The 25,729-nt window shown below is 45.5% G+C and carries 15 protein-coding genes, 7 tRNA genes, 1 other RNA gene and 1 pseudogene; 1 reads left to right on the top strand and 23 read right to left on the bottom strand.

Translation table 11 applies throughout. The features are described 5' to 3' along the window. Positions 1-10 precede the first annotated feature (10 nt). From HMPREF9243_RS02035 to HMPREF9243_RS01950, 19 genes are all read right to left on the bottom strand, one after another. Positions 11-325, bottom strand: a complete 315-nt coding sequence (locus tag HMPREF9243_RS02035; RefSeq protein WP_013668743.1) for a YbaB/EbfC family nucleoid-associated protein — start codon at positions 323-325, stop codon at positions 11-13. Between the two features lie 24 nt (positions 326-349). Continuing rightward, positions 350-2,245 (bottom strand): DNA polymerase III subunit gamma/tau, encoded by a 1,896-nt coding sequence (gene dnaX / locus HMPREF9243_RS02030; protein ID WP_041706460.1) that lies wholly within the window; start codon positions 2,243-2,245, stop codon positions 350-352. Positions 2,246-2,437: 192 nt separating this feature from the next. After that, an RNA gene (ffs, locus tag HMPREF9243_RS10095) (signal recognition particle sRNA small type) lies at positions 2,438-2,534 on the bottom strand. A 43-nt stretch (positions 2,535-2,577) separates the two neighbouring features. Continuing rightward, on the bottom strand, positions 2,578-3,066 hold the full coding sequence (gene tadA, locus HMPREF9243_RS02025; protein WP_013669531.1) for a tRNA adenosine(34) deaminase TadA: 489 nt from the start codon (positions 3,064-3,066) through the stop codon (positions 2,578-2,580). 340 nt (positions 3,067-3,406) lie between these two features. Further along, the gene (locus HMPREF9243_RS02020; RefSeq protein ID WP_013669994.1) at positions 3,407-4,351 is read right to left on the bottom strand and encodes a 2-dehydropantoate 2-reductase; all 945 of its coding nucleotides are present in this window, start codon (positions 4,349-4,351) and stop codon (positions 3,407-3,409) included. Positions 4,352-4,586: 235 nt separating this feature from the next. Then, on the bottom strand, positions 4,587-4,799 hold the full coding sequence (locus HMPREF9243_RS02015; RefSeq protein WP_013669259.1) for a hypothetical protein: 213 nt from the start codon (positions 4,797-4,799) through the stop codon (positions 4,587-4,589). Positions 4,800-4,865: 66 nt separating this feature from the next. Then, positions 4,866-7,385, bottom strand: coding sequence for an ATP-dependent Clp protease ATP-binding subunit (locus HMPREF9243_RS02010; RefSeq protein ID WP_013669653.1), 2,520 nt, complete (start codon positions 7,383-7,385; stop codon positions 4,866-4,868). A gap of 30 nt (positions 7,386-7,415) precedes the next feature. After that, entirely contained in the window at positions 7,416-7,874 is a 459-nt protein-coding gene (locus HMPREF9243_RS02005) for a CtsR family transcriptional regulator (RefSeq protein WP_013668701.1), read from the bottom strand. A 118-nt stretch (positions 7,875-7,992) separates the two neighbouring features. Beyond that, positions 7,993-9,117 (bottom strand): cation diffusion facilitator family transporter, encoded by a 1,125-nt coding sequence (locus HMPREF9243_RS02000; protein WP_013669500.1) that lies wholly within the window; start codon positions 9,115-9,117, stop codon positions 7,993-7,995. A gap of 201 nt (positions 9,118-9,318) precedes the next feature. Continuing rightward, positions 9,319-10,947 (bottom strand): hypothetical protein, encoded by a 1,629-nt coding sequence (locus HMPREF9243_RS01995; protein ID WP_013668544.1) that lies wholly within the window; start codon positions 10,945-10,947, stop codon positions 9,319-9,321. Next, positions 10,940-11,644, bottom strand: coding sequence for an ATP-binding cassette domain-containing protein (locus HMPREF9243_RS01990; protein WP_013668908.1), 705 nt, complete (start codon positions 11,642-11,644; stop codon positions 10,940-10,942). Before HMPREF9243_RS01990 ends, HMPREF9243_RS01995 begins: the two co-directional genes overlap by 8 nt. Positions 11,645-11,913: 269 nt before the next feature. Next, positions 11,914-12,153, bottom strand: coding sequence for a DUF739 family protein (locus tag HMPREF9243_RS01985; RefSeq protein ID WP_013670077.1), 240 nt, complete (start codon positions 12,151-12,153; stop codon positions 11,914-11,916). Positions 12,154-12,663: 510 nt separating this feature from the next. Then, positions 12,664-12,737: transfer RNA gene (locus tag HMPREF9243_RS01980), tRNA-Pro, on the bottom strand. A gap of 56 nt (positions 12,738-12,793) precedes the next feature. Further along, positions 12,794-12,867: transfer RNA gene (locus HMPREF9243_RS01975), tRNA-Pro, on the bottom strand. Between the two features lie 4 nt (positions 12,868-12,871). Continuing rightward, positions 12,872-12,945 (bottom strand) — tRNA-Arg (locus HMPREF9243_RS01970). An 18-nt stretch (positions 12,946-12,963) separates the two neighbouring features. Beyond that, positions 12,964-13,049, bottom strand: a tRNA-Leu gene (locus HMPREF9243_RS01965). Positions 13,050-13,078: 29 nt separating this feature from the next. Next, positions 13,079-13,150 (bottom strand) — tRNA-Gly (locus tag HMPREF9243_RS01960). A gap of 34 nt (positions 13,151-13,184) precedes the next feature. Continuing rightward, positions 13,185-13,257 (bottom strand) — tRNA-Lys (locus HMPREF9243_RS01955). 4 nt (positions 13,258-13,261) lie between these two features. Further along, a tRNA-Val gene (locus HMPREF9243_RS01950) sits at positions 13,262-13,334 on the bottom strand. A 151-nt stretch (positions 13,335-13,485) separates the two neighbouring features. On the opposite strand from HMPREF9243_RS01950, the gene HMPREF9243_RS01945 reads away from it, so the two are divergent. Beyond that, complete coding sequence (locus HMPREF9243_RS01945; protein WP_013669382.1) at positions 13,486-14,199, top strand: A24 family peptidase; 714 nt, start codon at positions 13,486-13,488, stop codon at positions 14,197-14,199. A gap of 60 nt (positions 14,200-14,259) precedes the next feature. Here the strand turns inward: HMPREF9243_RS01945 and HMPREF9243_RS01940 are convergent, their stop codons facing one another. The 4 genes and pseudogenes from HMPREF9243_RS01940 to rpoB form a co-directional block, all read right to left on the bottom strand. Beyond that, positions 14,260-14,853: a cob(I)yrinic acid a,c-diamide adenosyltransferase gene (locus HMPREF9243_RS01940; RefSeq protein WP_013669936.1), complete on the bottom strand. Its 594-nt coding sequence runs from the start codon at positions 14,851-14,853 to the stop codon at positions 14,260-14,262. Between the two features lie 119 nt (positions 14,854-14,972). Next, the gene (locus HMPREF9243_RS01935) at positions 14,973-17,555 is read right to left on the bottom strand and encodes a vitamin B12-dependent ribonucleotide reductase (RefSeq protein WP_013669155.1); all 2,583 of its coding nucleotides are present in this window, start codon (positions 17,553-17,555) and stop codon (positions 14,973-14,975) included. Positions 17,556-17,850: 295 nt separating this feature from the next. After that, positions 17,851-21,531 (bottom strand): DNA-directed RNA polymerase subunit beta', encoded by a 3,681-nt coding sequence (gene rpoC / locus HMPREF9243_RS01930; RefSeq protein ID WP_049776719.1) that lies wholly within the window; start codon positions 21,529-21,531, stop codon positions 17,851-17,853. A 456-nt stretch (positions 21,532-21,987) separates the two neighbouring features. Next, positions 21,988-25,456 (bottom strand): annotated as a pseudogene (gene rpoB / locus HMPREF9243_RS01925) (DNA-directed RNA polymerase subunit beta); the annotation flags it as partial. Positions 25,457-25,729 lie beyond the last annotated feature (273 nt).

Genomic DNA, 25,729 nt, shown 5'->3' with positions numbered 1-25,729 from the left:
AAGCAAGTTCCTAGAAGCCAGGGAAACCTTTAGAGAGACTTCCCATATTGGATTCTTGGGCACTGTCTACCTTGCTTAAACCATCATTCACTGCAGCAATGAGGAGGTCACTAAGCATATCAGGATCTTCTGGATCAATCACAGCTGGATCCATTGTAATAGCTTTAACCCGGCGGTCGCCCCCTACCTTAGCGGTAATCATCCCTGAGGGTTCCTTGCCTTCAAAAACCTGTTTTTCCAAGTCCTTTTGAGATTCTTCTAATTTTGCTTGCATTTTTTTAGCTTCTTTAAGCATTTTTTGCATATTCATCATGTTGTTTGCCATTTCATTTCCTCTTTCCTTTTTTGCTTAATCATTGCTGAGGGTAACATTATCATTATCCGCCCCAAAAAGATCAGCCATGGTTTGGGTAAGCGGATCTTGAGCTTGCTGGTCTTCCTGTGATAGCCAAGCCGAAGAGGACTCCTTTTGTGGAAGTGGCTGATCAGCTTCCTGGGTCACAGGAGCCTCAGTTTCTTGGGAAGCGACTGGGCTTGCCGGTTTGTCTGCTTGGCTGGCATCACTATTTTCTTTCTCGGCTTGGGACTGGATCAGTTCATCCTTACGGCCTTCATGGTAGGCCTTGACATAACGCCCCCGAGCCTCCTGCCATTGCTCACTTGTCATCACCAGCATCCGGCCGGGATGGTTGATTTGATTTTGTAAGTGGTTGGCCACGGTCTCTTGTAATTCTTTATCCTCAAAAACCCTTTGGCAGAAAATCTCATAGTCAAAACTCAAGACAAAAGCCTCCGGACTGGCAGCGACCGGCTCCGTTTGATGGAGGAGGGCCTGTTGAACGGTAGGAAGAGATTCAACCAGCTGAGGCCAAACACTGGTGACCTGGTTGAGATCGGTCTTTGTGGCCTGGCTCAGAGTCTTATAGATAGCTGAATAAGCCGGCTTAAATTGCCCTTGGACCTTTTTCGGTCGCTTGTCACTTGCCGGCTTAGCTTCCTCTTTAGCAGGGGATGGGCTTGCCGGAGAAGGGGCTTGCCCCCCTTTTACTTGGGCAATTGCTTGCTTTAAGGCTTGGACTTCTTGCTTTAATTGGGCCAATTGCTGAGATTCCCCATCACTTAGAGCCTGCATAGTCGCTCTAGAGGAATCGCTATTCCCTGCAGACAAGTCGGCCAATTTAATGGTAGCCACTTCTAAATAAATATCGCCTTGGATAGCAAAACGGATATCTTCTTGGACCGAGCGAAATTCCTTCATCATTTGGTAAATCAAATCACGGTCTAAGTTCTTGGCCAAGTCATAGAAAGACTGGTCATAGTTTTTCATCAGGTCTGTGTCTTTAGCCCCTTGACTTTGCTTAGCTAATAAGAGGTCGCGGGTAAAAAGCAGCATCTCTTCGACAAAACGGCTAGCTTCCCGGCCAGCTTGAAGGATCTGCCTTAGAACGGCCAACGCTTGGTCAGTATCGCCTTGGCCTAGGGCTTCAACGTAGGCAATTTTTTGCTCATCGCTTAAAATCCCCGTCACTTGCCGGGTCATGGCCGTGGTAATCTCGCCTTGGGAGAAAGAAATCACCTGGTCCAACAAACTCAAAGCATCCCGCATGCCCCCATTGGCATCTTGGGCAATTAATTCCAAGGCCTCAGCTTCATAAGTAACCCCTTCTTGACCTAAGATATAGGCCATCCGGTCCTTAATGGCTTGGTTAGACAGCCGCTTAAAGTCAAAACGTTGGGTCCGGGAAATCACTGTCGCCGGAATTTTATGGGCTTCAGTTGTCGCCAAGATAAAGATGACCCGGCTGGGTGGCTCTTCCAAGGTTTTTAACAGGGCATTAAAGGCCCCGGTTGAGAGCATGTGGACTTCATCAATAATGTAGACCTTGTAGTTCGCTTCGGTAGGCGCATAGCGGACCTTGTCACGGATATCACGGATTTCCTCCACCCCATTGTTAGAGGCCGCGTCGATTTCAATCACATCTGCCAAGCGGCCTTCAGTAATGGCCTGACAGAGGTGACATTCATTACAAGGCTCACCATCATTCTGATTAGGGCAGTTAATCGCCTTAGCAAAAATTTTGGCAGCAGAGGTCTTTCCAGTTCCCCGCGGTCCATTAAACAAATAGGCATGGCTGGTCTTATCTTGATTGATGGCGTTCTTCAAGGTCCTTGAAACCGCTTCTTGGCCGACAATATCAGCAAAGATCTGCGGCCGCCACTTCCGATATAAAGCTTGATAACTCATCATGGCCTCCCTTCCTTCATTCTCAACCATTATAACCAAATCCCCCCTAGATATCCACGGATGAGATAAAATAGTTCCCGGCCAGCTAAGTAGTCAAAGCCAGTTTTTTTAGACAAGCTCTTAGGGATTAGGGGCAAATGCTTAGTCATTTTTTGAAAATAAAAAGTTGGAACTTCTGTCCCAACCTTGAATAAGTGCATAACGTACAACACAAGACAAGCAATGCTTATAGCTGCTTCCTTCCGGATCTGACTCGGTTCACATCCTTGCCTTTGTCGTACGGTCTTTCGACAAAGTATATACTAGCATGTTTTCGACTAAGTTGTCAAACCCTAAGATCTGGGTTTACGGGAAGCGGCTTTGCGGCGCTTACGCAGGTCCTTAAAAAAACTTTTTAGGAGTTGACTGCATTCCTCTCCCCTTAGACCACTAACTAAATCGACTTGGTGGTTGAGCCTAGGATCTTGGACCAAGTTCATCAAAGATCCACACGTTCCCGCCTTGGGATCACTGGCCCCAAAGTAAAGGCAACGAATCCGACTCAAGACAATGGCCCCACTGCACATGCTACAAGGCTCTAAAGTGACATAGAGGTCAACATCATTCAAGCGCCAATTATTTAAGTAGCGGTTGGCCTGACGGATGGCCTGCATTTCGGCATGGTCAGTCGCATCTTGACTTTGTTCCCGTAAGTTATAGCCCCGTCCAATCACCTGGCCCCGGTAGACAGCTACTGCACCAATCGGCACTTCATCTAAGTCCTGGGCCTTCTTGGCCTGGTCAATGGCCGCCTGCATAAAATAATCTGCCTTGTCATCCATGGCTCATCCCCCTTTCTCTTTCTTTCCCTTGATTATAAGCAATATTTATCGACAAGGGCAAGCAAATAATATCAATATGCATTCGTTCTGCTTTTAAAATTTAGTCGTTAAAAAGCCATGGTACCGGTTTGGGTCAAGGTCCCTCACCTAGCGAGCTTCAAACGGCTAGTACGGCTAGCGCCAACTAGCCGTAATTCACATCGCTTACTGCTTCATGGCTAACGACTAATTTCAAAGCGCCGCTACTGGTCTAAACTATCTTTCCTAAATATATAATAACTTTCAATAAACTAAAAAGTCCTCCAAGCTTTCAAAAGATCAAAGAGGACTTCAATTAAGATTATTTAGCGCCTAATAATTGTTCCTTGGTATGAACTAGACTGGTTAAGAATTGGTTGTAAGGGGTTGGTACATTGAGTTTTTCACCCTTTTGAGCCACGGCTCCATTGATATAGTCGATTTCAGTCAGACGGTTATTGGTGATCAAGTCTTGGTACATGGATGGGAAGTGGCCACCAATGGTTTCGCGGTTGAAACATTCGCCCACGTGTTCAATCATTTCATCCAGGTCCATTTCCACACCTTCTGCATTAGCCACGTCAACCACTTCTTTGACTAATTGATTAATGAGGTCGTGGGAAGCTTGGGCATCTCCCAAGTCTGCCATATTACATTCTAAAATCGTACAGAGGCCGTTCATGGTAGCGTTGACGCAGACCTTCTTGTAGATCAGGTAGAAAATTTCTTTTTCATAAACCCCATTCAAGCCTACTTCATCGAGTAAAGCCACGATGTCTTTAGCAGCTGCTGCCGCCTCTTCGCTCTTACCCAGGTTAAGGAGGTTAACATAGCCATTACCGAATAATTTCGGACGGCCAGGGCCTTCTAAACCAGCGGTCCACATGGTGTTTCCTAAGACAATTTGTTCATCATCAAAATATTTACGGAGGATATCATCATAGCCAATCCCGTTCATCAGGCAGAGCACCTTAGTTTGGTCTGTTACAATGGAGCGAGTTGCTTGGATAGCATCCTCCAATTGCATGGCCTTGGTAAAGACAATCAGTAAGTCTGCCTTCAAGTCCGGATCAAAGTCATCAATTGGATAAATATCAATGTCCACTTGGACCTCTTCTCCGTTATAGTTGGCACGGATACCGTGTTCACGAATGGCTTCAATATTTTTATCCCACCCGTCGAGTAAGGTAACATCTTTGCCGGCTTTTTTTAACATTAACCCAAAACGGGAACCCATACCACCGGCACCTAATATAACAATTTTCATCGTTTTTCCTCCTTCACTGTTTGTCAAATACAATGTGTTAAAAATTACTTTTATCTATTGTAGCACGGATCGAGCCATTTAGAAAAAGCTTTTATTAATAATAAAAAATTCTTTATGAAATGCTCATTAAGAGTAAAATTAACCACCCTAACAAAAAAGCGGGATGACCGCGTCATCACCGCTTTTTAAGTAAAGGATTCGTTTTTAGCTCTTTAAGGCTCTAACTGGTGAGCCTTTAGGCAAAACGTTCTACCCATTCAGGTAAATCCAATTGATCAACTTGTTTTGCTAGACGTTTTCCTTGCTTTTGAGCCTTGTTAGAAACATCGTCCCAAGCCTTGCTTAGGGTTTGATTTTGGTCTTCTTCATACATTGCTAAGGCAACAACGGCTGTAATCGCAGCAGCTGTTCCTAAACCAATTAACACTAATTTTGTTGTCTTGTCCATAGTAACCCTCCTCTTTTTTAGCTTGTCTTTATCATACACTAAAAGCGATATAAAGTCTTCTTTGGACTATCCTAGGGACAGGCTTTCCTCCACTTTTTCCAGATCAGCCTGGCTTTCACTGCCGTCGCCATGTTTAGTACGGATGTAGAAAGTGCCTTGGCGGCTGCCTACTTGAAGGCTGTCCCCAGCTTGGACCTTTCCTTCAATCAAGAGGTCACTCAGAGCATCTTCAATTTGCCGTTGGATGAGGCGGCGAACGGGCCGGGCACCCATTTCTGGGTCATAACCGTCCTTAGCCAATTGCTTAATGGCCCCATTGGTAAAGCGCAAGGTCAAGCCTTGTTCTTCCACTTGTTGGCTAATTTGGTCGGTAAATTTGCGGACAATATCCTTCAAGTTGTCTTGACTTAGGGCGTGGAAGACAATCACTTCATCCACCCGGTTAAGAAACTCCGGTCTAAAGGTCTTCTTCAAGGCTTCCATTATCCGTTTCTTCATGCTTTGATAGTCTTTTTGTTGGTTATCTTGGCCAAAGCCGACCAGTTTTTCATCCCGTAATTCAGTGGCCCCAATATTAGAGGTCATGATGACTACCGTATTTCTAAAGTCCACCATCCGACCCTTACTATCGGTGATATAACCGTCATCAAGGACTTGAAGTAAGAGGTCAAAGACATCAGGATGGGCCTTTTCAATTTCATCGAAGAGGACAATGGAATAGGGGTGTTGACGAATTTTCTCGGTCAGTTGACCCCCTTCTTCATAGCCAACATAACCGGGTGCAGACCCTATCATCCGGCTGGAAGAATATTTCTCCATGTATTCAGACATATCTAAACGAATCAGAGCCTCTTCCGAACCAAAAAGGGTTTCGGCAAAGGTCTTGGCCAATTCGGTTTTCCCAACTCCCGTTGGCCCTAGGAACATAAAGGAACCGATGGGCCGGTTTCTTTGTCCCAAACCACTGCGCGACCGTTTAATGGCCCGGGCTACCGCATTGACCGCTTCATCTTGTCCCTTGACCCGGTCATGGAGGCGGTCTTCTAAGTGGATCAAGCGTTCATTATCACTTTGACTCAATTCTTGAACTGGAATACCGGTCCAAGAATGAATCAAGTTTTGCACGTCTTGACTGGTCAAACTTAAGTCGTAGCTGTCTTGATTGTCCTGGTCGCCTTCGTCTGTTTCCAAGCGACTAAGTTCTCTGACTAGGTTCGCTTGTTGGGCATGGACCGCGGCCGCCTTTTGAAAGGCCTGGTTACGGACATGGTATTCTTTTTCTTGGTTGAGGCGCTTCAATTCCTGTTCGATTTGGAATTTTTTCCGGCGACCACTATTGGCTACTGGATTGTCCAGCCGCTTAGTAGCCGCCGCTTCGTCCATAACATCAATGGCCTTATCTGGTAAGAAGCGGTCCGATAAGTAACGGGAGCTTAAACGCACACAGGTGGTAATGCTCTCATCAGGAATAGCGACTTGGTGATGTTTTTCATAGGCAGGCCGGATCCCTTTAAGGATTTCTTCAGTCTCCTCTAATGTGGGTTCTTCAACTAAAATCTTAGCAAAACGTCTTTCCAAGGCAGCATCTTTTTCGATGTATTTTTGATATTCGTTGAGGGTTGTAGCCCCGATCAGTTGAACTTGTCCCCGGCTGAGGGCAGGTTTTAGGAGGTTTGAGGCATCAATGGCTCCTTCAGCTCCCCCAGCCCCTATAATGGTATGAATTTCATCGATAAAGAGAATAATATTACCTTGGTCTTCAATTTCTTCAATTAAATGCTTCATGCGGTCTTCAAATTCACCGCGGTACTTAGTCCCAGCAACTAAAGAGCCGATATCTAAGACCATGAGTCGTTTATCCAGCATGTTTTCTGGGACTTGCTGTTGGCTCATTTGGATGGCTAAGGCTTCGACAATAGCGGTCTTACCGACCCCAGGTTCACCAACCAGGACCGGGTTATTCTTGGTCCGACGGCTTAAGACCTGCATGAGCCGACGCATTTCTTGCTGGCGACCGATCACAGGGTCCAGCTTGCCGTCCTTAGCGGCTTGGGTCAGGTCCTTAGCAATACTGTCCAAGGTTGGGGTCTTGCTTTTGCTTTGCTTACCCAGCGGCTTTTTGGTCCGGTTCCTAACTGGTTCTTTTTGTCCCAGCATCTGATAGACATCACTACGCAAACGATTAACATCTATATCGAGATTTTTCAGCAGGCGGTTGGCCAGGGTTTCCTCATTGATGAGGGCGAGTAATAAGTGCTCGGTACCAATTAAGGAAGCCTGCATAGACTTGGCCAAGTCTTTGGCTTGGTTCAAGACGTCTTGCATGCGTGGGGAAAACTGCACATAGTCTTCCTGGCTCTTGGCTGAATCGCTGGTCCCGTAGCCGGTCACAAATTCAATCTCTTCACGAAGACTCTCATAACTTGGCAAGTAATCGCTTAAAACGGCATGAGCAACACCTTCACTTTCGCGGTATAAGCCCAAAAGCATATGCTCGCTACCAATGGCTGGATGACGGAAGTATTCAGCTTCTTCTTTGGCAAATCCAATCGCGGTCTTGGCTTTTTCAGTATAGATGTCTTTCATAGTTGTCTCCTTTTCTAATTACCGGAGTAATTAGTGATATTTCAAATGTTCTAGCATGTTCCTAAGTATCACTGCGCGGACACGGTCCGGGGATTTGAAATTAGACATGACTTGCTTGTCAATGGCTGAGTGCATAATAGCGGCCTCGCTCTCGCTGAGCAGCTCATTCTTCATCAAATTGGTGAGAATTGATACAGCATCGCGCAAGGAAATGTCGTTGCCTACTAGGCTAATCATATTATCGATATAGTCCGCATCGTCGATAATATTCAATTTCATAATTCTGATATAGCCACCACCACCCCGTTTACTTTCGACTTGATAGCCTTGCTTGGGGGTAAAACGCGTATTAATCACATAATTAATCTGGGAAGGCACGCACTCAAAGCGGTCAGCAATTTCACTCCGTCTGATTTCGACCCGTTCAGTATCTTGAAGCACCTCTTTGAGATAGGCCTCAATAATATCTGACATATTCCGGTTGCTCATGTCCTCACCTCCTTCACTAATTATTGACTAACTTTGACTAATATACTTTAATAATAAGCAAAAAAAGGGATGAGGTCAACTATTTAATTCACTAATAGCGACCTCATCAGGCTTTGACCTAGTTATGTTGGCTACTTTCTCTTTGGATAAAGTGGTCAGGATCGTAAACCGTGTCAATGGTTATATGATTTATATTATATTTTGCCACTAAGGAGCGGATTTTTTGTTTGAGGTCTTCTTGTTCATCAGCGGTTAAGCGACAAGTCAGGACGGTGACACTGGCCATATGTTGTTCCCCATCAGTTGACCAGATATGTAAGTGGGACAAACCATCAATATCATCGTCTAAGGCTAAGATTTGTTGACCAATGACTTGGGGGTCGATGCCTTCAGGAACCGCTTGGAGGAAAATCTTAGAAATATTAAGGAAACGTGGGAAACTTTGGCTGATAATCCAAACCGCAGTCAGAATCGACAAGAGTGGGTCAAGGAAATACCAATTGGTAAAGCGTAAGACCACTGAAAGAATCAAGATGGCTACCCAGCCGAGGACATCTTCTAGGAGGTGGAGGTTGAGTAATTGTTCATTGGCTGACTGACCCTTATGCATCATCCAAGAGCAGTAACCATTAACCACCACTGCGAAAATGGCTACCCAGAACATTCCCGTCACATGAACCGGTTCAGGATTAAAAAGCTTAGGAATCGAAGTGATTAAAATAAAGGCCGATCCGAATAATAGAAAGACCGCTGTAATCAGTCCCCCTAAGAGGGAAAAGCGGCGGTAACCGTAGGAATAGCGGTTATCAGCTTCACGGTCAGAAATTTTTTCAAAAAACCAGGCAATAGCAATGGCTAGAACGTCTCCCGAGTCGTGGACAGCATCAGATAGGATGGCCGCACTGTTTAGGGCCCAACCAAAGAAGGCCTCAAAGACGGTAAAGAAGGCATTTAAGATGAGAACTATGCGCATCTTCTTGGCCGTTTCCTGGGTATTCTTAAAACGAAGTTGTTTGGCCTTATCTAATTCCAACTCTGCTGGGTCAAGAGCGACCAGGGAGAACTGTTCAAAGGCTAAAAAGCGACGTAGGTAAAGTAATTCTTCCTGGCGGTGCAAACGGACAATATCCTTGTCCAATTCAATCGCAAAGCCCTTGTCCTGGTTAAGGTCTTGGATTTGATGGGCCAGCCAATCATATTGGCTTTGACTTTCGATACCGACAATCCTGTAAAGTGTTTCCATGTTTTCACTCTCCTTATAATACCCTATTATATCATCATTTTCTTCCAGCACAAACATTAACTACGCGTGTAGTCCCAAGTTTTTAAGTAAATTTAATTAATCGTTAAATAAAGTAGACCCCTATAAAATTAAAGCCAGCAAAGTGAAAAACTCCCCCAAATAAAAAAGACCCTGCCCCAAGTAAGGAACAAGGTCAAGGCTCTAGCGCAAGACAAAGCGCTTAGGACCGATAAACTTCAACAAGAGATAGCCTAGAATAATATAGGCAATAATAAAGAGGTAGATCCCTAAAATCACCCGTGGCCCAATCGATTCGGCATTCATATAGAGCAGGTAAGGAATAAAGATACTCAAGGACCGGATAATATTATAGAGGGGGCTCTTGCTTTCCAAGTTGACGGTAAAGGGTTGGAGCCAATAATACAGGTAGAGGTAGTGGACCGTAAAGAAAACCAGCACGACTACTTGACTCAGGAGTAAAATCCCTAAGGGCAGTAAGTTTTGCCCGCCTAATTGGAAGTAGACCAGGCTGGACCCTAGCATCAGAACTAACAAGTTGGGGAAATTGTAACGAAAGCAGCGTTTAAAGCGAATGACCATAGCCTCAGCTAAGAGGTCAGGATTGCGGTAATAGTTATTATGCATCAGGTAGCGGTCCATATTGAAAAAGCAAAAACGGGTAAAAGATTCCCCAATATTCAAGAAAAGGCAGGCATAAATCACCATCACCACCAAGTAGGTCTGGTAGGCCTCTTCTAAGTCGGCCTGGCTGATCCCTAAGTCACCCTGGAAGAAGAATTGGTAAATAAAGATTCCCCCACTGATTAAGGCAAAAAGGCCGAGAACGATCAGAAAGATAATCCGACGTTGCTTGTTTAAGCGGTGGCCCAATCGGTCAAAGAAGATAGCATTGATATAAGTTATCCCCTTTAAGTGGTCATAGTGGTCGGAAGTAGCGGGGACTTTGATATCTTCCGCTTCCACCTTGACATTGGCGGACTGGGCATTAGTCACGGCCTGGTTAATGTGGCGGATACTATTGTGGTTGATGCTTGACCGGGCTAAGGCCTGGTACTTGTCAGATTTGGCTAGCCAATGGGCTCCGATCCCTGCCATGACCACTCCAGCGACTGCCGTGAGAGGATGGAAGAGCCAGTTGATAGGTAAGTGCCAGATCCCCGCATCTCCCAGGATAAATAGGCCAACAAAGAGAGCCCCAGCAACAAATATCATGGTGATCATCACGATGGTAAAGGGCCGGTTAGGGACCTGGCGCTTAGGGTTGACTAGCTTCAGGTAGAGGGCTTGGGCGAGGAGACGCAAGCCGAGGAAAAAGAGGGTCATATTCATCCCACTAAAGAGGGAGAGACCCATGGCTTTTAGGGTGATGGTCGCGGCTAGGCCGTAAAAAATCACAAAGTTCAAACCTTCCATAAAGGTCATATTCAAGTAATAGCGTTTGGGATTCATCTTTAAGTAATAGACACAGAGCCGGTCAAAGGTTTGGTTGGGGTCAATTAACTTGACCCAGAATGTGGCTAAGACTAAAGAGAAACAAAAGATCGCCAGCAAACGAACAGTATTTTCTTGTCCGGGGTCGCCAATAAAACCGAGTAAAAAGATCGCCCCAAAATAAAAGCTCTTGCCAAAGATTTGCTTAAAAACTTCCCCCACTGTGCCCAACCAAGTGGTCAGACTCTTGACATGCTTGGCTTCAAACCAGCGATTGGGAATATGCTTACCGATCAGGGGAAGGCGTTGGAGATAGTAGAGGAAGACATTAAATGATCGGGTGGCTTTGAGCCGCTGTAAGAATTGATAGTTAGTCATGGCCCTCATCCTCCACGCTCAAGGCTTCAATGAGGGACTTGTCAAAGTCCTCATCTTCCAGAGCGCTCTCAAAGTGGCGCAACTGGCCTTGGTGTAAAAGCACAATATCATCACAAATATCCTTGGCCAGTTGAATCATGTGGGTGGACATGATCATAATATGATCCTTACCTAAATCAAGGAGCAGGCGCTTAATCTCTAAACTAGAAATCACATCAATGGCTGTCAAGGGTTCATCGAGGAGGATGATTTTAGGCTTGGAAATCAAGAGACAAAGAATGGCCAACTTACTCTTCATCCCACTGGAGTAACCCTTGATAATCCGGTGGCGGTCCTCCTGGCTAAAACCCAAGCGGTCCAAGTAATCATCGACGGAATAAGCATCCTTGGGGGCATGGATATCCATGTAGAATTTAATGTATTCATAGCCCGTGAGGAAATCAGGTAAATAATTTTCGGCAAAGACCATGCCGATGTCTTCCGGGTCAATGACTCTTTCTTGGCCATTCTCAACTAATTGAGCTTGCCCACCATCACTTTCTAAGTCCCCATAGAGGATACGAAAGAGGGTGGTCTTCCCTGACCCATTCCGGCCGAGAAGTCCATAGATATGACCCGCTTCAAAAGTGTAAGTCGCCCCCTTGAGGACTTCTTGATCCTGAAAGCTCTTTTCGATATTTTCTAAGCGCAATTCCATTCTGGTCGCCTCCATTTGTCTATTCAGCCCACAGGCTGTCTGCCCTGCTAGTATAACAAAGAATGAAAGCGCCTTAAAGTCAAAAAGATAAGCGTGCGACAAGCGCGTCAGAAGGCAAGACCACTGGAAGAAAAGGCAAGAATTCTCAGAGAGAATTTGTCGTCATTTTCTGAAGTGGACGCTTGCCCTGGCTTGTAAGAGGTTTTGGTTTAAAAATTGTAGATAGAAAAAAGCTGGAACCCTTGTCCCAGCCTCTCTTCGTTTAATAATTAATTATCATTTGTTTCTGCCTTATTTTCTTTAGGAGTAAAGAAATAACGGCCGATTTCTTCATGGTCGATATCCAATAATTCGCAAGACTTATAAATTTGTGATTGACTAAAAGACAAACCACCATTTAATTTCATGGACATAGTCGGCTCTGACAATTCCATTGCCTTGGAAAAATTCTTAACCGAACCATAAATATCAATAATCCTGCCACGTAATTTTCGATAGTCGAATTCCATAAACACACTCCAATCCACATTCACTTGTTAAAACTCATTCAATGACTTTAAGGGATAAGGATCATCGGCAGAAGTTATCCAAACTTTCTACCAATTATTATGTGGACTTATCCCAAGATTTTCTTAAGCCTCGCGTTTTAAGTCTGATAAGGTGCTCTGTCTCAAGCATTCTTAAAGCCTAAGCATCAAAAGCCTGGCTTTAAGCCAAAGTTTGTTTGCCTTTATCAGCTGGTCCACTAATGAGTCCAAGGACCAACACCTCTAAGGCAACCGGGCTTCATTCGCAGTCATTTTAATAAATGAGTGCCCACTCACTTACTATACACTATTCTGTCTAAAAATCTATTAAAAGCCCTTCTAAATTAAGTTAAATTTAACAAATTTATTTTTTCTTTAATAAATAACATCTTACTGATTTTACCAGAAGTTTCAGAGATTGTGCCAGCAATTTCCTCAAGAAAATAAAAAAGCGATCCAAAGACCGCTAGAAGGCTTGTTCTTATCAACTTATCGGGAAGACCGGATTCGAACCGACGACCCCTACGTCCCGAACGTAGTGCTCTACCAAGCTGAGCTACTTCCCGTCATCGTAGACTTTTTAAGTAAAATAAAAAGCGCCTTACTGACGCTTTCCATCGAGTCGGGAAAACAGGATTCGAACCTGCGACCCCTTGGTCCCAAACCAAGTGCTCTACCAAGCTGAGCTATTTCCCGGTAATGCACCCAGCAGGATTCGAACCTGCAACCGCCTGATTCGTAGTCAGGTACTCTATCCAGTTGAGCCATGGGTGCTTGATCATTTAAACGGTATGCCGAGGACCGGAATCGAACCGGTACGGTGTTTAACCACCGCGGGATTTTAAGTCCCGTGCGTCTGCCTGTTCCGCCACCCCGGCATATTAATTAATTCAAAGCCATTTGGCTAAGCGGAAGACGGGATTCGAACCCGCGACCCTCACCTTGGCAAGGTGATGTTCTACCACTGAACTACTTCCGCATTTGTAAGTCAATACGAGGTATGCTTACAATAATGATCCGTGGGAGGCTCGAACTCCCGACCCTCTGATTAAAAGTCAGATGCTCTACCAACTGAGCTAACGAATCATAATGGAGAATGAGGGGCTCGAACCCCCGACATTCTGCTTGTAAGGCAGACGCTCTCCCAGCTGAGCTAATTCTCCCTGAACCTTTGTCGTTTGGTCACTGTCTTTATCAGACAACTATTAAATAATACCACTATTCTTTATAAGCGTCAAGTGAATTTGATAAAAATTTACCTGGTCAGCTAATTTTTTTAGTCTTTGCGGACTAATAGGCTAGGAGGTGTTTATTGTGCGACTTAGCTTAGCCTTTTTCTTTTTTGCGTCCCTAGCTTCTTGCCTGATGGCCTTTAGCCACCGTTACCTGAAAAAACTTCCCTTTCTCTGGGCCCGGTCCCAGTGCGACCAATGTCAGGTCACTTTGTCAGCTTTAACCCTTATTCCCCTGGCCGGTTATTTCTTGTCAGGAGGACGGTGCTTTCACTGTCAACGTCCTATCGCATGGACCTATCCCCTATTTGAAGCTATCTTTGCTCTCTTGAGTCTCTTGATCTTGGCCCGCTTTTCCACTGGGCAAGCGTCCTATCTGGTCACTCTCCATAGTCTCCTCTTTATTATGGCCATGACTGATCTAGAGGAAATGTGGGTGCCCGACCGCTTTCAGGTTCTCTTTTTCTTGAGCTTGATCGCTTACCACGGCCTCTTCACTCCTTCAAGTCACTATCTCAGTCTCTTGGTTCATCTTTTGGCCTGTGGACTGGTCTTAGCCCTTTTGGTCTACCTGATACCGGGAAGTTTGGGAGGCGCTGATGTGAAAATCTTCCTCAGCTTGGCGCTCTTCTTCCCTCCTCTAAGCTATTCACTTTTCATTTGCTTGGCTTCAGGATTGGCCTTGCTCTACCTTTTAGTGGCCGCTCAGTTGAAAGAACGCTCACTTAAGGATCCCTTAGCCTTCTTTCCCTTGATCTGGCTAGCCTTTGACCTGACCTTAATCTTGGCTTATTAAATATCATTCAATAAAAAAGCCGGGATTTCTCCCAGCTTGGTTAATAAATACATTTAAAGACTAATCATCCTTGAGGTCAGCCTTGCTTAACTCACTTTCGTCATGGAAAACCTTACCACTACGTTCATAAAGAATGTCTGATAGGCCTACCTTAACATTGGCGAGCCGGGCTACTGCAAAGAAGTAGTCGGATAGGCGGTTAATAAATTTCAAAGCGACGGGACTGGAGCTTTCTTCACGCATGAAGGATACAATGTGACGTTCACAGCGGCGGGTTACGGTTCTCGCATAGTGCAAACGACTAGCTAAACGGCTACCACCGGGCAGGATAAAGGATTCTACTGCAGGCGCTTGAGGATTATAGATATCGATCCGTTCCTCTAACCAATCAATAGCGGCTTGTTTTAAGCGGTAGTCTCCCTTGCCCTCTGGGGTAGCAAAGTCATTCCCACAGTCAAACAAATATTGCTGGATTTGAATCAATTCCTCATTTAATTCCGGCCAAGACTCATTCTCACTGATAGTGACACCAATCCATGAATTTAATTCGTCAACACTCCCATAGGCATTGACACGTAAGGAATCTTTAGGAACTTCCTGGCCACCGATAATCCGGGTCGTCCCCTTATCCCCTGTTCGGGTATAAATTTGCATATTAATCACCTCACTTACATTATAAAGTATTTCTCCAATAAATACGATTTAAATGGTGATAAAAAGCCACTAAGTAAAAAACTTAGTGACTTTTTTAAAGGGTAATTAAAGTTATTTGATTACAAACCGCATTTTAATTGGGCGAAGCAATTGGAGCAGGTGTTGCAGCCACCAATTTCTTCCACAATCCCGGTCCGGCAAATTGGGCAGGTATTGCCGAGTTCGCTACCAAAGACCACTTCGTCTTCATTGGCTTCAGCTTGGGCTTGGTCGACTAATTGACGGAGTTCTTCACTGTCATCAACGACAACCACATCGTCTTGCTGGTTTTGGTCTGCTTGAGAATCTTGGTCACTGTCTTCATGTTCATCCTTATTTAAGGTGAGGACTTGAGAATCCCGCGAACCGTCAACATAAACAGTACCACCCTTAGCGCCGCCTTCATAAAGTTTTTCATAGACTTCGGCCACTTGGTTAACCGCGTAACCCTTAGGCGCATTAACGGTCTTAGAAATGGAGCTATCTACCCAGCGTTGGATAGTGGTTTGAACATCAACGTGTTCTCTAGGGCTTAGGTCCATAGCAGAAACAAAGAAGTCAGGCAGGTTATCAACATCGGCTTCTGGATGTTGGTCCAGGTATTCTTGGACGATGTCGGCATTGACTTCAATAAACTTCCCTAAACGACCGGTCCGGTAGTATTTAAAGGCAAAGTAAGGTTCGAGCCCAGTCGACACATTCATCATGGTCCCGGTACTTCCGGTTGGCGCCACAGTCAGTAAGTGAGAGTTACGGATCCCATACTTCAAGACGTCTTGGCGGATGCTTTCAGGCATTCTTTGCATGAAACCAGATTGGACAAAGCGTTCTCTTAAGGCTTGGGTTTCTTCATCCGTTTCTCCAATTAAGAATGGGAAGCTGCCCCGTTCCTTGGCCAGTTCGATGGAGGTTTGGTAAGCCGTTACCGCGATGGTTTCAAAGACTTCATCGACTAATTGGTTACCTTCCTTAGAACCATAGCGTTTTTCACAGTAGATTAAGAGATCAGCTAGACCCATTACCCCTAAACCGATCCGACGTTCACCAAGAGCTTGTTTCTTGTTAGCTTCCAAGAAGTATGGTGTAGCATCGATGACGTTATCTTGCATGCGGATAGCGGTAGCTACTGTTTTTTGTAATTTCTTCTTGTCGAGGCGTTTATTTTCCTTATCAGCCATTTGAGCCAGGTTAATGGCACCCAGGTTACATACGGAATAAGGCGCTAGGGGTTGTTCCCCACAAGGGTTGGTTGCCACAACCTTTTGCCCGTAAGCCACCGCATTGGTGTCTTCGTTAGCCCGGTCAATAAAGAAAATCCCTGGTTCAGCCGCGTAAGTAGCACAAATGTTGATTAATTGCCATAATTCTTGGGCAGGTAGGGTCCGGTAAGTGGTAATTTCATGACCCATGGCTTCCCATTCACGCACATCGCCAATTTCTTGCCATTGGCTGTCGTAAGCGGCCATTTCTTCTTGGTCATATTTTTCCACTGCTGGGAAGCGTAGGCTCCAATCTTTGCCTTCCTTAACAGCTTCCATAAAGTCAGATGAAATAGCTACCGAAATATTGGCCCCAGTTAAGAAGTCGGGTTCATTGACTTCATAATGGCCGCCTAGTTCCAAGTTTTCCTTGGCTTCAGCGTAAGCTGCATCGCTCACATCGCCGCCTTGTTTTTCCTTGAGGTCAACCACCGCTTGGAACATGTCAATTTGGGCTGGAGTTGAATAAACAAATTTTAACTTTTCATCGACTAATTGTTTAATGTAGCTGTCCTTGGAGCTTTCCTTGATAAATTGGAGGATACGTGGGTTTTGCATCTTAGAAATAATGAATTCCAAAATATCTGGATGCCAGTCAGCCAACATGATCATTTGGGCCCCACGACGGCTACCCCCTTGTTCCACCAAGTGGGTTAATTTAGCAATGTCATCTAACCAGGAAACGGCCCCGGAGGACTTGCCGTTAACCCCACGAACCAGGGAGTGACGTGGTCTTAGGGTTGAGCCATTGGTCCCTACACCCCCACCACGAGACATAATTTCCATGACTTCCTTACGGTGGTCAGCAATACCACCCCGGGAGTCAGGCACATAAGGCATGACATAGCAGTTAAAGTAGGTGACATCGGTTCCGGAACCCGCACCATATAAGACCCGGCCGGCAGGAACAAAGTTACCCTTGGATTCTTCTTGGTAGAAGGCCGCTTCAATCTCTTGGCGGCGGTCTTCATTTTTATCAATGGCTGCTAGGCCATGGGCATTCCGTTTGGCAATTTGTTCATAGTAGATTTCTAAAGGTTTGTCGATTTCATCCAATGGGCGTTTTACCAGGCCAGTTTCCTGTTCTTCTCCCATTAGGGACCCACGATAGGCTTCTTCGACCCAAATGGTTGCGGTCTTGTTCTCAATGGCTTGGACAATCCCGATCCCCCGTCCTGGATATTGCGGGTCAGGGCGGACAGTTAATACCACTAAGTCACCAGGGGCTAAGGTTTCTTTCATGGTGTCTTTAAAGGAATAACGGTCCAACATGACCATCCGACTGATGCCAGAGAAGGTTTTGTTCATGTCTTCTGTTATCGGATAAACTTGAGGGAAGGATTTGATGGCTTGGTTAAGCGCCTCTTTATTCCATTCCACAATATTCTTCATCGCAGTTTCCATAATGAATCTCCTTTATACTTTACTTGTTTGTAGACTTTTCAGCTGCTTTAGCGTGAGTTAAGTTAATGGTCTATCGGCTAAAAATTAGCTGCATTGCTATTATAGGAAAAACTTAAGCAGAAAGCAAGCTTAAAAATCAATATATAGTATCAATTAAAAAGCAACAACACTATATATAGTGCTGTTGCTTAACTTGCAGTGGTTAAAGCCCAGTCCCATGGCCTTGGGCAAAAAGAGAGGCGCATATCTTGTAGTCGGATATGCGCCTATCCTCTTTTAATGGCTTCTACCTTAATTAAGGCATACCGCTATAGTTTTCATCGATTGGTTTGGTAATTGTGGCAATTTCGGCTGGGTTTTCGTTGTCAGATGGCTCATGGGCCGGCACTTCAACAACTTGTTCCACACCTAATTTTTCTGGTTCCATGTGACGGTAGCGACCGACACCAGTACCAGCAGGAATTATCTTACCAATAATGACGTTTTCTTTCAATCCAAGTAACTCATCCCGTTTACCGCTAATAGCAGCGTCAGTGAGGACCTTGGTAGTTTCTTGGAAGGACGCGGCAGATAGGAAGGACTTAGTTTCCAGGGCTGCCTTGGTAATTCCTAGGAGGACTGGTTGACAAGTAGCTGGTTGTTGGCCAGTCTTAATAATTTCCTCATTGGCGTCTTCAAATTCACCAATGTCCATTAAATGTCCTGGCAACAAGTCAGAAGCGCCTGGGTCTAAGACTCTTACCTTACGCATCATTTGACGTAGGAGGACTTCCACGTGCTTGTCGTTAATGTCCACCCCTTGTTGACGGTAAACCCGTTGAATTTCCGCTAACATGTAGTTTTCTACAGTGAGGGAATTAGTGATCCGGAGCAATTCTTTGGGATCAATGGGCCCTTCGGTTAATTGGGCACCACGTTCAATCAAGTCGCCTTCACTGACCTTCATACGAGCAGTGTAAGGGACCTTGTATTCGCGTTCGTCAGTTTCCCCTTTGACGGTAACCGTTTTGGTCCGAGTTTCTTCTTCAATATCAATCGCCACGACTTCCCCGGTCACTTCAGTAATCACTGCTTGCCCTTTTGGATGACGGGCTTCAACGATTTCTTGAACACGAGGTAAACCTTGGGTAATGTCATCCCCGGCCACCCCACCGGTATGGAAGGTACGCATGGTCAACTGGGTACCAGGTTCCCCAATGGATTGGGCAGCCACGATACCAACTGCTTCACCGACTTCAACTTCACCATTGGTTGCCAAGTCAGAACCGTAGCAGTACTTACATACCCCATGGCGGGTCCGACAGGTAAAGGCAGAGCGAATGGTGACTTGCTTGATGCCAGCGTCTTCAATTTTTGCAGCGGTCTCTGGTGAAACCAACTCATTATGGTGGGCGAGAACTTCACCAGTTTCTGGATCACGGACAGTTTTTTGGATATAACGACCAGTCAGGCGTTCAGCCAGGCTTTCGATCATTTCATTACCCTCTTTAATGGCTGAAACGGTTAAACCGCGGTCGGTTCCACAATCATTTTCACGGATAATCACGTCTTGGGCGACATCAACCAGACGACGGGTGAGGTAACCAGAGTCAGCCGTCTTCAAGGCGGTATCGGTCATCCCTTTACGCGCCCCGTGAGTGGAGATAAACATTTCTTGAACCGATAGCCCTTCACGGAAGTTGGAAGTAACTGGCAGTTCAATAATCTTACCACTTGGACCCGCCATCAAACCACGCATCCCCGCTAATTGGGTAAAGTTGGAGATGTTACCACGAGCACCAGAGTCCATCATGATAAAGAATGGGTTGTCTGGAGACAGACTGTGTTTCAATTCGTCTTCAATGTCGTTTTTAACATCATTCCAAGTGCTGATGACTTGGTCATAGCGTTCGTCATCGGTAATTAAACCACGACGGTATTGCTTCATGATATTGTCAACGCGTTTGTGTCCCTTGTCCACGTGTTGGTCCTTGGCATCTAAAACGGTAATATCAGCAATCCCAACGGTAATCCCTGACTTGGTGGAGTAGTAGTAACCAAGAGCCTTCAAGCGGTCTAAGAATTGGGAGGTTTCAGTAACCTTCAAGCGCTTGAAGATGGCGGCGATAATTTCTTCTAAGTAGCCCTTCTTAAATGGCGCCGTGGTCTCTAATTGAGCAATGGCTTTTTCGGTATCTTCCCCAGGGTTGACGAAGAAACGATCAGCGGTTTGACCATTTAAGTTTTCTGATGTGGGCTCATTAATATAAGCAAAATCAGCCGGCATGATCTCATTAAAGAACAATTTACCAATAGAGGTAATCATTAATTGTTCTTTTTGTTGGTCGGTCCAGGCATATTTAGGGAAGTGTTTCGGACTGATCACCACCCGGGTATGCAATTGAGCCGCCCCATTAGTATAAGCAATATGGGCTTCGCTGAGTGAAGAAATCTTCATTCCTTCCCCAGTCATCCCGGCTTCTTCTTGGGTTAAGTAGTAGTTCCCTAAGACCATGTCTTGGGATGGGGTAACCACTGATTGACCATCTTTAGGGTTTAGGATGTGGGAAGCGGCCAGCATTAAGATACGCGCTTCAGCTTGGGCTTCTTCTCCTAAAGGTAAGTGGACCGCCATTTGGTCCCCGTCAAAGTCGGCATTATAAGCTTCACAGGCTAAGGGGTGAAGACGGATCGCCTTCCCTTCAACCAAGACTGGTTCAAAGGCTTGAATCCCCAAACGGTGGAGAGTAGGTGCCCGGTTAAGTAATACCGGGTGTTCACGCATGATCTCTCCGAGAGGTTCCCAAACAGCATCATCCTTACGTTCAATCATCCGTTTAGCATGTTTAGCGTTGGTGGCAATTTCACGGTCCACCAATTCCCGAATCAAGAATGGTTTAAAGAGTTCTAGGGCCATTTCTTTAGGCAGACCACATTGGTAGAACTTCAAGTGTGGTCCAATGGCAATAACGGAACGTCCAGAGTAGTCCACCCGTTTCCCTAAGAGGTTTTGGCGGAAACGACCTTGCTTCCCTTTCAACATATGGGAGAGGGACTTCAATGGGCGATTACCCGGTCCAGTCACAGGACGGCCGCGACGACCATTATCGACTAGGGCGTCAACGGCTTCTTGGAGCATCCGTTTTTCATTTTGAACAATAATATTTGGTGCATTGAGGTCTAATAAACGTTTTAAACGGTTATTCCGGTTAATCACCCGGCGGTAGAGGTCGTTTAAGTCACTGGTTGCGAAACGGCCCCCATCCAGTTGCACCATGGGACGGAGTTCAGGTGGGATCACAGGGATCACATCAAGAACCATCCATTCCGGTTTATTCCCGGATTTTCTAAAGGCATCCATGATGTCTAAGCGACGGATCGCCCGGGTCCGTTTTTGACCCTTAGCTGTCCGTAATTCTTCTTTTAATTCCGCACATTCACGCTCAAGGTCTACGCGGCGGAGAAGTTCCTTAATGGCTTCAGCACCAATTCCCGCTTGAAAACGGTCGCCATATTCAGCCTTATACTCCCGGTATTCTCTTTCAGAAAGTAATTGCTTAGGCGCTAAAGGTGTGTCCCCACCATCAATGACCACGTGAGAAGCAAAATAAATCACTTCTTCAAGGGATCGTGGACTCATATCTAAGATCAGGCCCATCCGACTAGGGATGCCTTTAAAGTACCAAATATGGGTAACTGGTGAAGCTAATTCCAAGTGGCCCATCCGTTCACGACGGACCTTGGCCTTGGTGACTTCAACCCCACAACGGTCACATACCACACCCGCATAACGGATGCGTTTATACTTTCCACAGGCACATTCGTAGTCCTTGGTTGGCCCAAAAATACGTTCACAGAAAAGACCATCTTTTTCTGGTTTTAAGGTACGGTAGTTGATTGTTTCCGGTTTCTTGACTTCACCATAGGACCAGGAACGGATCTTATCTGGTGAGGCTAAACCAATTTTTATACTTTCAAATTTATTTACATCGACCAAGAGGTCAACCTCCCTCATTAATCACTGAAACTGCTAAGAGCTAGAGCAAATTGACATTATACTTTGCTGTGACTGTCACACTCTATTCAAACCTGTTCCAAGCGCGAGGTGAGCTCCATTTCAGAAGTCCTTCTAAATCCTCTTTGAGGATTTACTGCAAACTTCTTCCAATGGTCTCCCCTCTTTTTGCGCTTGTCACACTCTATTCAAACCTGCTCCAAGCGCGAGGTGAGCTCCATTTCAGAAGTCCTTGCAAATCCTCTTTGAGGATTTACTGCAAACTTCTTCCAATGGTCTCCCCTCTTTTTGCGCTTGTCACACTCTATTCATTTGCTTGTTTTTTGGCGATGATTTCTTCGTCATTGCCTTCGCTTTGTTTTTCTTCTTGGTTCTTATCCTTGTCTTCATCTTCTTGTTCTTGTTCTTGGTTTTCTTTGTAATCACGACGGGTGACTTGGACTGGGTCTTCATCACGTAAGTCAAGTTCCTTGTCACTTTCATCGAGGACTTGGATGTCTAAACCTAGGGATTGTAACTCTTTGACGAGCACGCGGAAGGATTCCGGTACACTTGGTTTAGGAATTGGGTCACCTTTTACGATAGCTTCGTAGGTTTGAACCCGGCCAACCACGTCGTCTGATTTATAGGTAAGGATTTCTTGTAGGGTGTAAGCAGCACCGTAAGCTTCCAGTGCCCAAACTTCCATTTCCCCGAAACGTTGTCCCCCAAACTGTGCTTTACCACCTAGTGGTTGTTGGGTAACTAGGGAGTAAGGTCCAATAGAACGGGCATGGAGCTTGTCATCGACCATGTGGGAGAGTTTCAAGTAGTACATCACCCCTACAGAAACGCGGTTATCAAAAGGTTCACCGGTCCGACCGTCGTAAAGCACGGTCTTAGCATCTTCAGCCATGCCGGCTTCTTTAACGGTTTCCCAAATATCTTCATCTTGGGCCCCATCAAATACAGGTGTTGCCACGTGGATACCTAAGTTCCGGGCAGCCATCCCTAAGTGAAGTTCTAACACCTGTCCAATGTTCATCCGGGAAGGCACCCCTAATGGGTTCAAGCAGATATCGACTGGGGTCCCATCTGGTAAGTAAGGCATGTCTTCTTCTGGTAACACAATGGAGACAACCCCCTTGTTACCGTGACGACCAGCCATTTTATCCCCAACTTGGATCTTACGTTTTTGGATAATGTAAACCCGAACCATCATGGAAACACCAGGTTTGAGTTCGTCCCCATTTTCCCGGTGGAAGACTTTGACGTCATTAACGATTCCGCCACCACCATGAGGTACCCGTAAGGAAGTATCACGAACTTCGCGGGCTTTTTCACCAAAGATGGCATGGAGTAGGTGTTCTTCAGGACTGAGTTCAGTCACACCTTTAGGGGTTACCTTACCCACTAAGATGTCGCCATCAGTGACTTCAGCACCGATACGAATAATCCCGTTTTCATCGAGGTTACGGAGGGCATCTTCACCCACGTTAGGAATTTCCCGGGTGATTTCTTCTGGCCCTAATTTGGTGTCACGGGCTTCTGATTCCAATTCATCAATATGGATTGAAGTATAGACGTCTTCTTTCACCAAACGCTCGGAAAGAACAACCGCATCTTCATAGTTATAACCATCCCAGGTCATGAAGGCGATGATTGGGTTTTGCCCGAGGGCTAATTCCCCACCTTCCATAGAAGGTCCGTTGGCGAGAATTTCGTCCTTATCAACTTGGTCACCTTTACGTACCAATGGCGTTTGGTTATAGCAGGAGCTGGCGTTAGACCGGTAGAATTTCACTAATTCATACTTATCTAAGGCGCCTTCTTCAGTCCGAACGCGAATTTCACGCGCGTCGACATAGTCCACCACACCGGCCCGCTTACAGGTCACTGCAGCCCCAGAGTCATGGGCAGCCTTATATTCCATCCCGGTCCCTACTAAAGGGGCATGAGGGTTTAAGAGCGGCACCGCTTGCCGTTGCATGTTGGCCCCCATCAAGGCCCGGTTGGAGTCGTCGTTTTCCAAGAAAGGAATACATGCTGTTGCGACAGAAACCACCTGTTTAGGGGAAACGTCCATGTAGTCGACTTCTTCAGGAGAGACTTCAATATTTTCTTCAATCTTACGCGCCATAATGGTATCGGTGGCAAAAGAACCATCTTCATTTAAAGGCGTGTTCCCTTGAGCGATAACAAAACGGTCTTCTTCATCCGCCGTTAGGTAGTCAATCTTATCGGTAACCTTGTGGGTATTCCAGTCTACCCGACGGTATGGGGTTTCAATGAAACCAAAGTCATTAATCTTAGCATAAGTCGCCAAGGAGTTGATCAGCCCAATGTTAGGTCCTTCAGGGGTTTCAATTGGACACATCCGACCATAGTGAGAGTAGTGAACGTCACGCACTTCGTAACCGGCACGGTCCCGAGTCAAACCACCAGGCCCCAAGGCTGAGAGACGACGTTTGTGCGTCAACTCAGAAAGTGGGTTGTTTTGGTCCATGAATTGGGACAATTGGGAGGACCCAAAGAATTCACGAATTGATGCCACAACTGGACGGATATTGATCAATTGTTGGGGGGTAACCGTATCGATGTCTTGGATCGACATTCTCTCTCTTACCACCCGTTCCATCCGGCTTAAACCGATCCGGAGTTGGTTTTGTAACAATTCACCCACAGAACGAATCCGACGGTTACCTAAGTGGTCGATATCGTCGGTAGTCCCTAAGCCTTCATAGAGGTTCAAGAAATAGTTCATGGCGGTTAAGACGTCAGCAACGGTTAATGACTTGTAGTCGGAATTTTGCATAGCGTTACCGATCACATGAACCACACGTTCTGGGTCCTTAGGTGCCACAATCTTAATTAATTGGATATCAACAGGATCAGTGATCACTGCATCATCATTTGGATAAACGGTCACTAAACCGAGGCCATTATCTAACTTGTCACTAATGTCATCTAAGACTTCACGGGTGAAGACGGTCCCTGCTTCCAGGACAATTTCACCAGTCTCATTATCAACCAAGTTTTCTGCCAGGGTTTGCTTATAGAGACGGGATTTCAAGTCTAATTTCTTATTAATCTTGTAGCGTCCGACAGCAGCCAAGTCATAACGACGTGGGTCGAAGAAACGCGTATTTAATAAGTTACGGGAGGATTCAGCGGTTTTTGGTTCACCAGGACGGAGGCGCTCATAAATATCTTTTAAGGCTTCTTCAGTCCGGGAGTCCGATGGGTTTTTGTGGACATCTTTTTCTAAGGTTAAACTCAGGGTTTCACTGTCACCAAAGAGTTCACGGATTTGGTCATCAGACCCAAAACCTAGAGCCCGCATTAACACAGTCATTTGTAGCTTACGGGTCCGGTCAATCCGTACATAGGAAATGTCTTTAGCATCGGTTTCCATTTCTAACCAGGCACCCCGGTTAGGAATCACGGTAGCTCCATAAGAAAGTTTCCCGTTTTTGTCTACTTTATCATTGTAGTAAACCCCTGGGGAACGGACCAATTGCGAAACAATAACCCGTTCAGAGCCGTTAATAATGAAGGTCCCGCTATCAGTCATCAATGGGAAGTCCCCAAAGAAAACTTCTTGGTCCTTAATTTCACCGGTTTCGCTATTGATTAAACGCAATTTAACATACATTGGCGCCGCATAGTTAGTGTCTTGTTGACGCGATTCAGACATATCATATTTAGGTTCTTGGAAGGAATAGTCCACGAACTCTAAGGCTAATTTGCCTCCGTGGTCTTCAATCGGTGAAATATCACTAAACATTTCCCGAATCCCCTTATCCAATAACCAACGATAAGATTCGGTTTGAATCTCAATCAAGTTTGGCAACTCGAGCACTTCATTGATGCGCGAGTAAGAACGCCGTACGCGGTGTTTGCCGTATTCAACATTATGTCCTGCCATGAATGAGTAGCCACCTCTCCAAAAAGTAAATCTTTTAGCCTGCAATTATTAAGAAACTATTAAGAAATGATTAAAATTAGATAAAACCGCTTCTTCTTACCCGTTTTTGGGCAAAAAAAAGACAAAAGACTCAAGGCCACGCCTACTTCTTTTGTTTTATCCCATCAAAGCCTACGGACAATATTTCGTACACTTCTTCTATTTAATAATCAATCATTATTTATGATACTAGCTATTTAATTCTTTGTCAAGAAGTTTTTTCTTAAAGGATGA

It is taken from the genome of Aerococcus sp. Group 1, assembly GCF_000193205.1.
GTDB lineage: Bacteria > Bacillota > Bacilli > Lactobacillales > Aerococcaceae > Aerococcus > Aerococcus urinae_A.
This window is presented reverse-complemented; position numbering and strand designations above follow the sequence as displayed.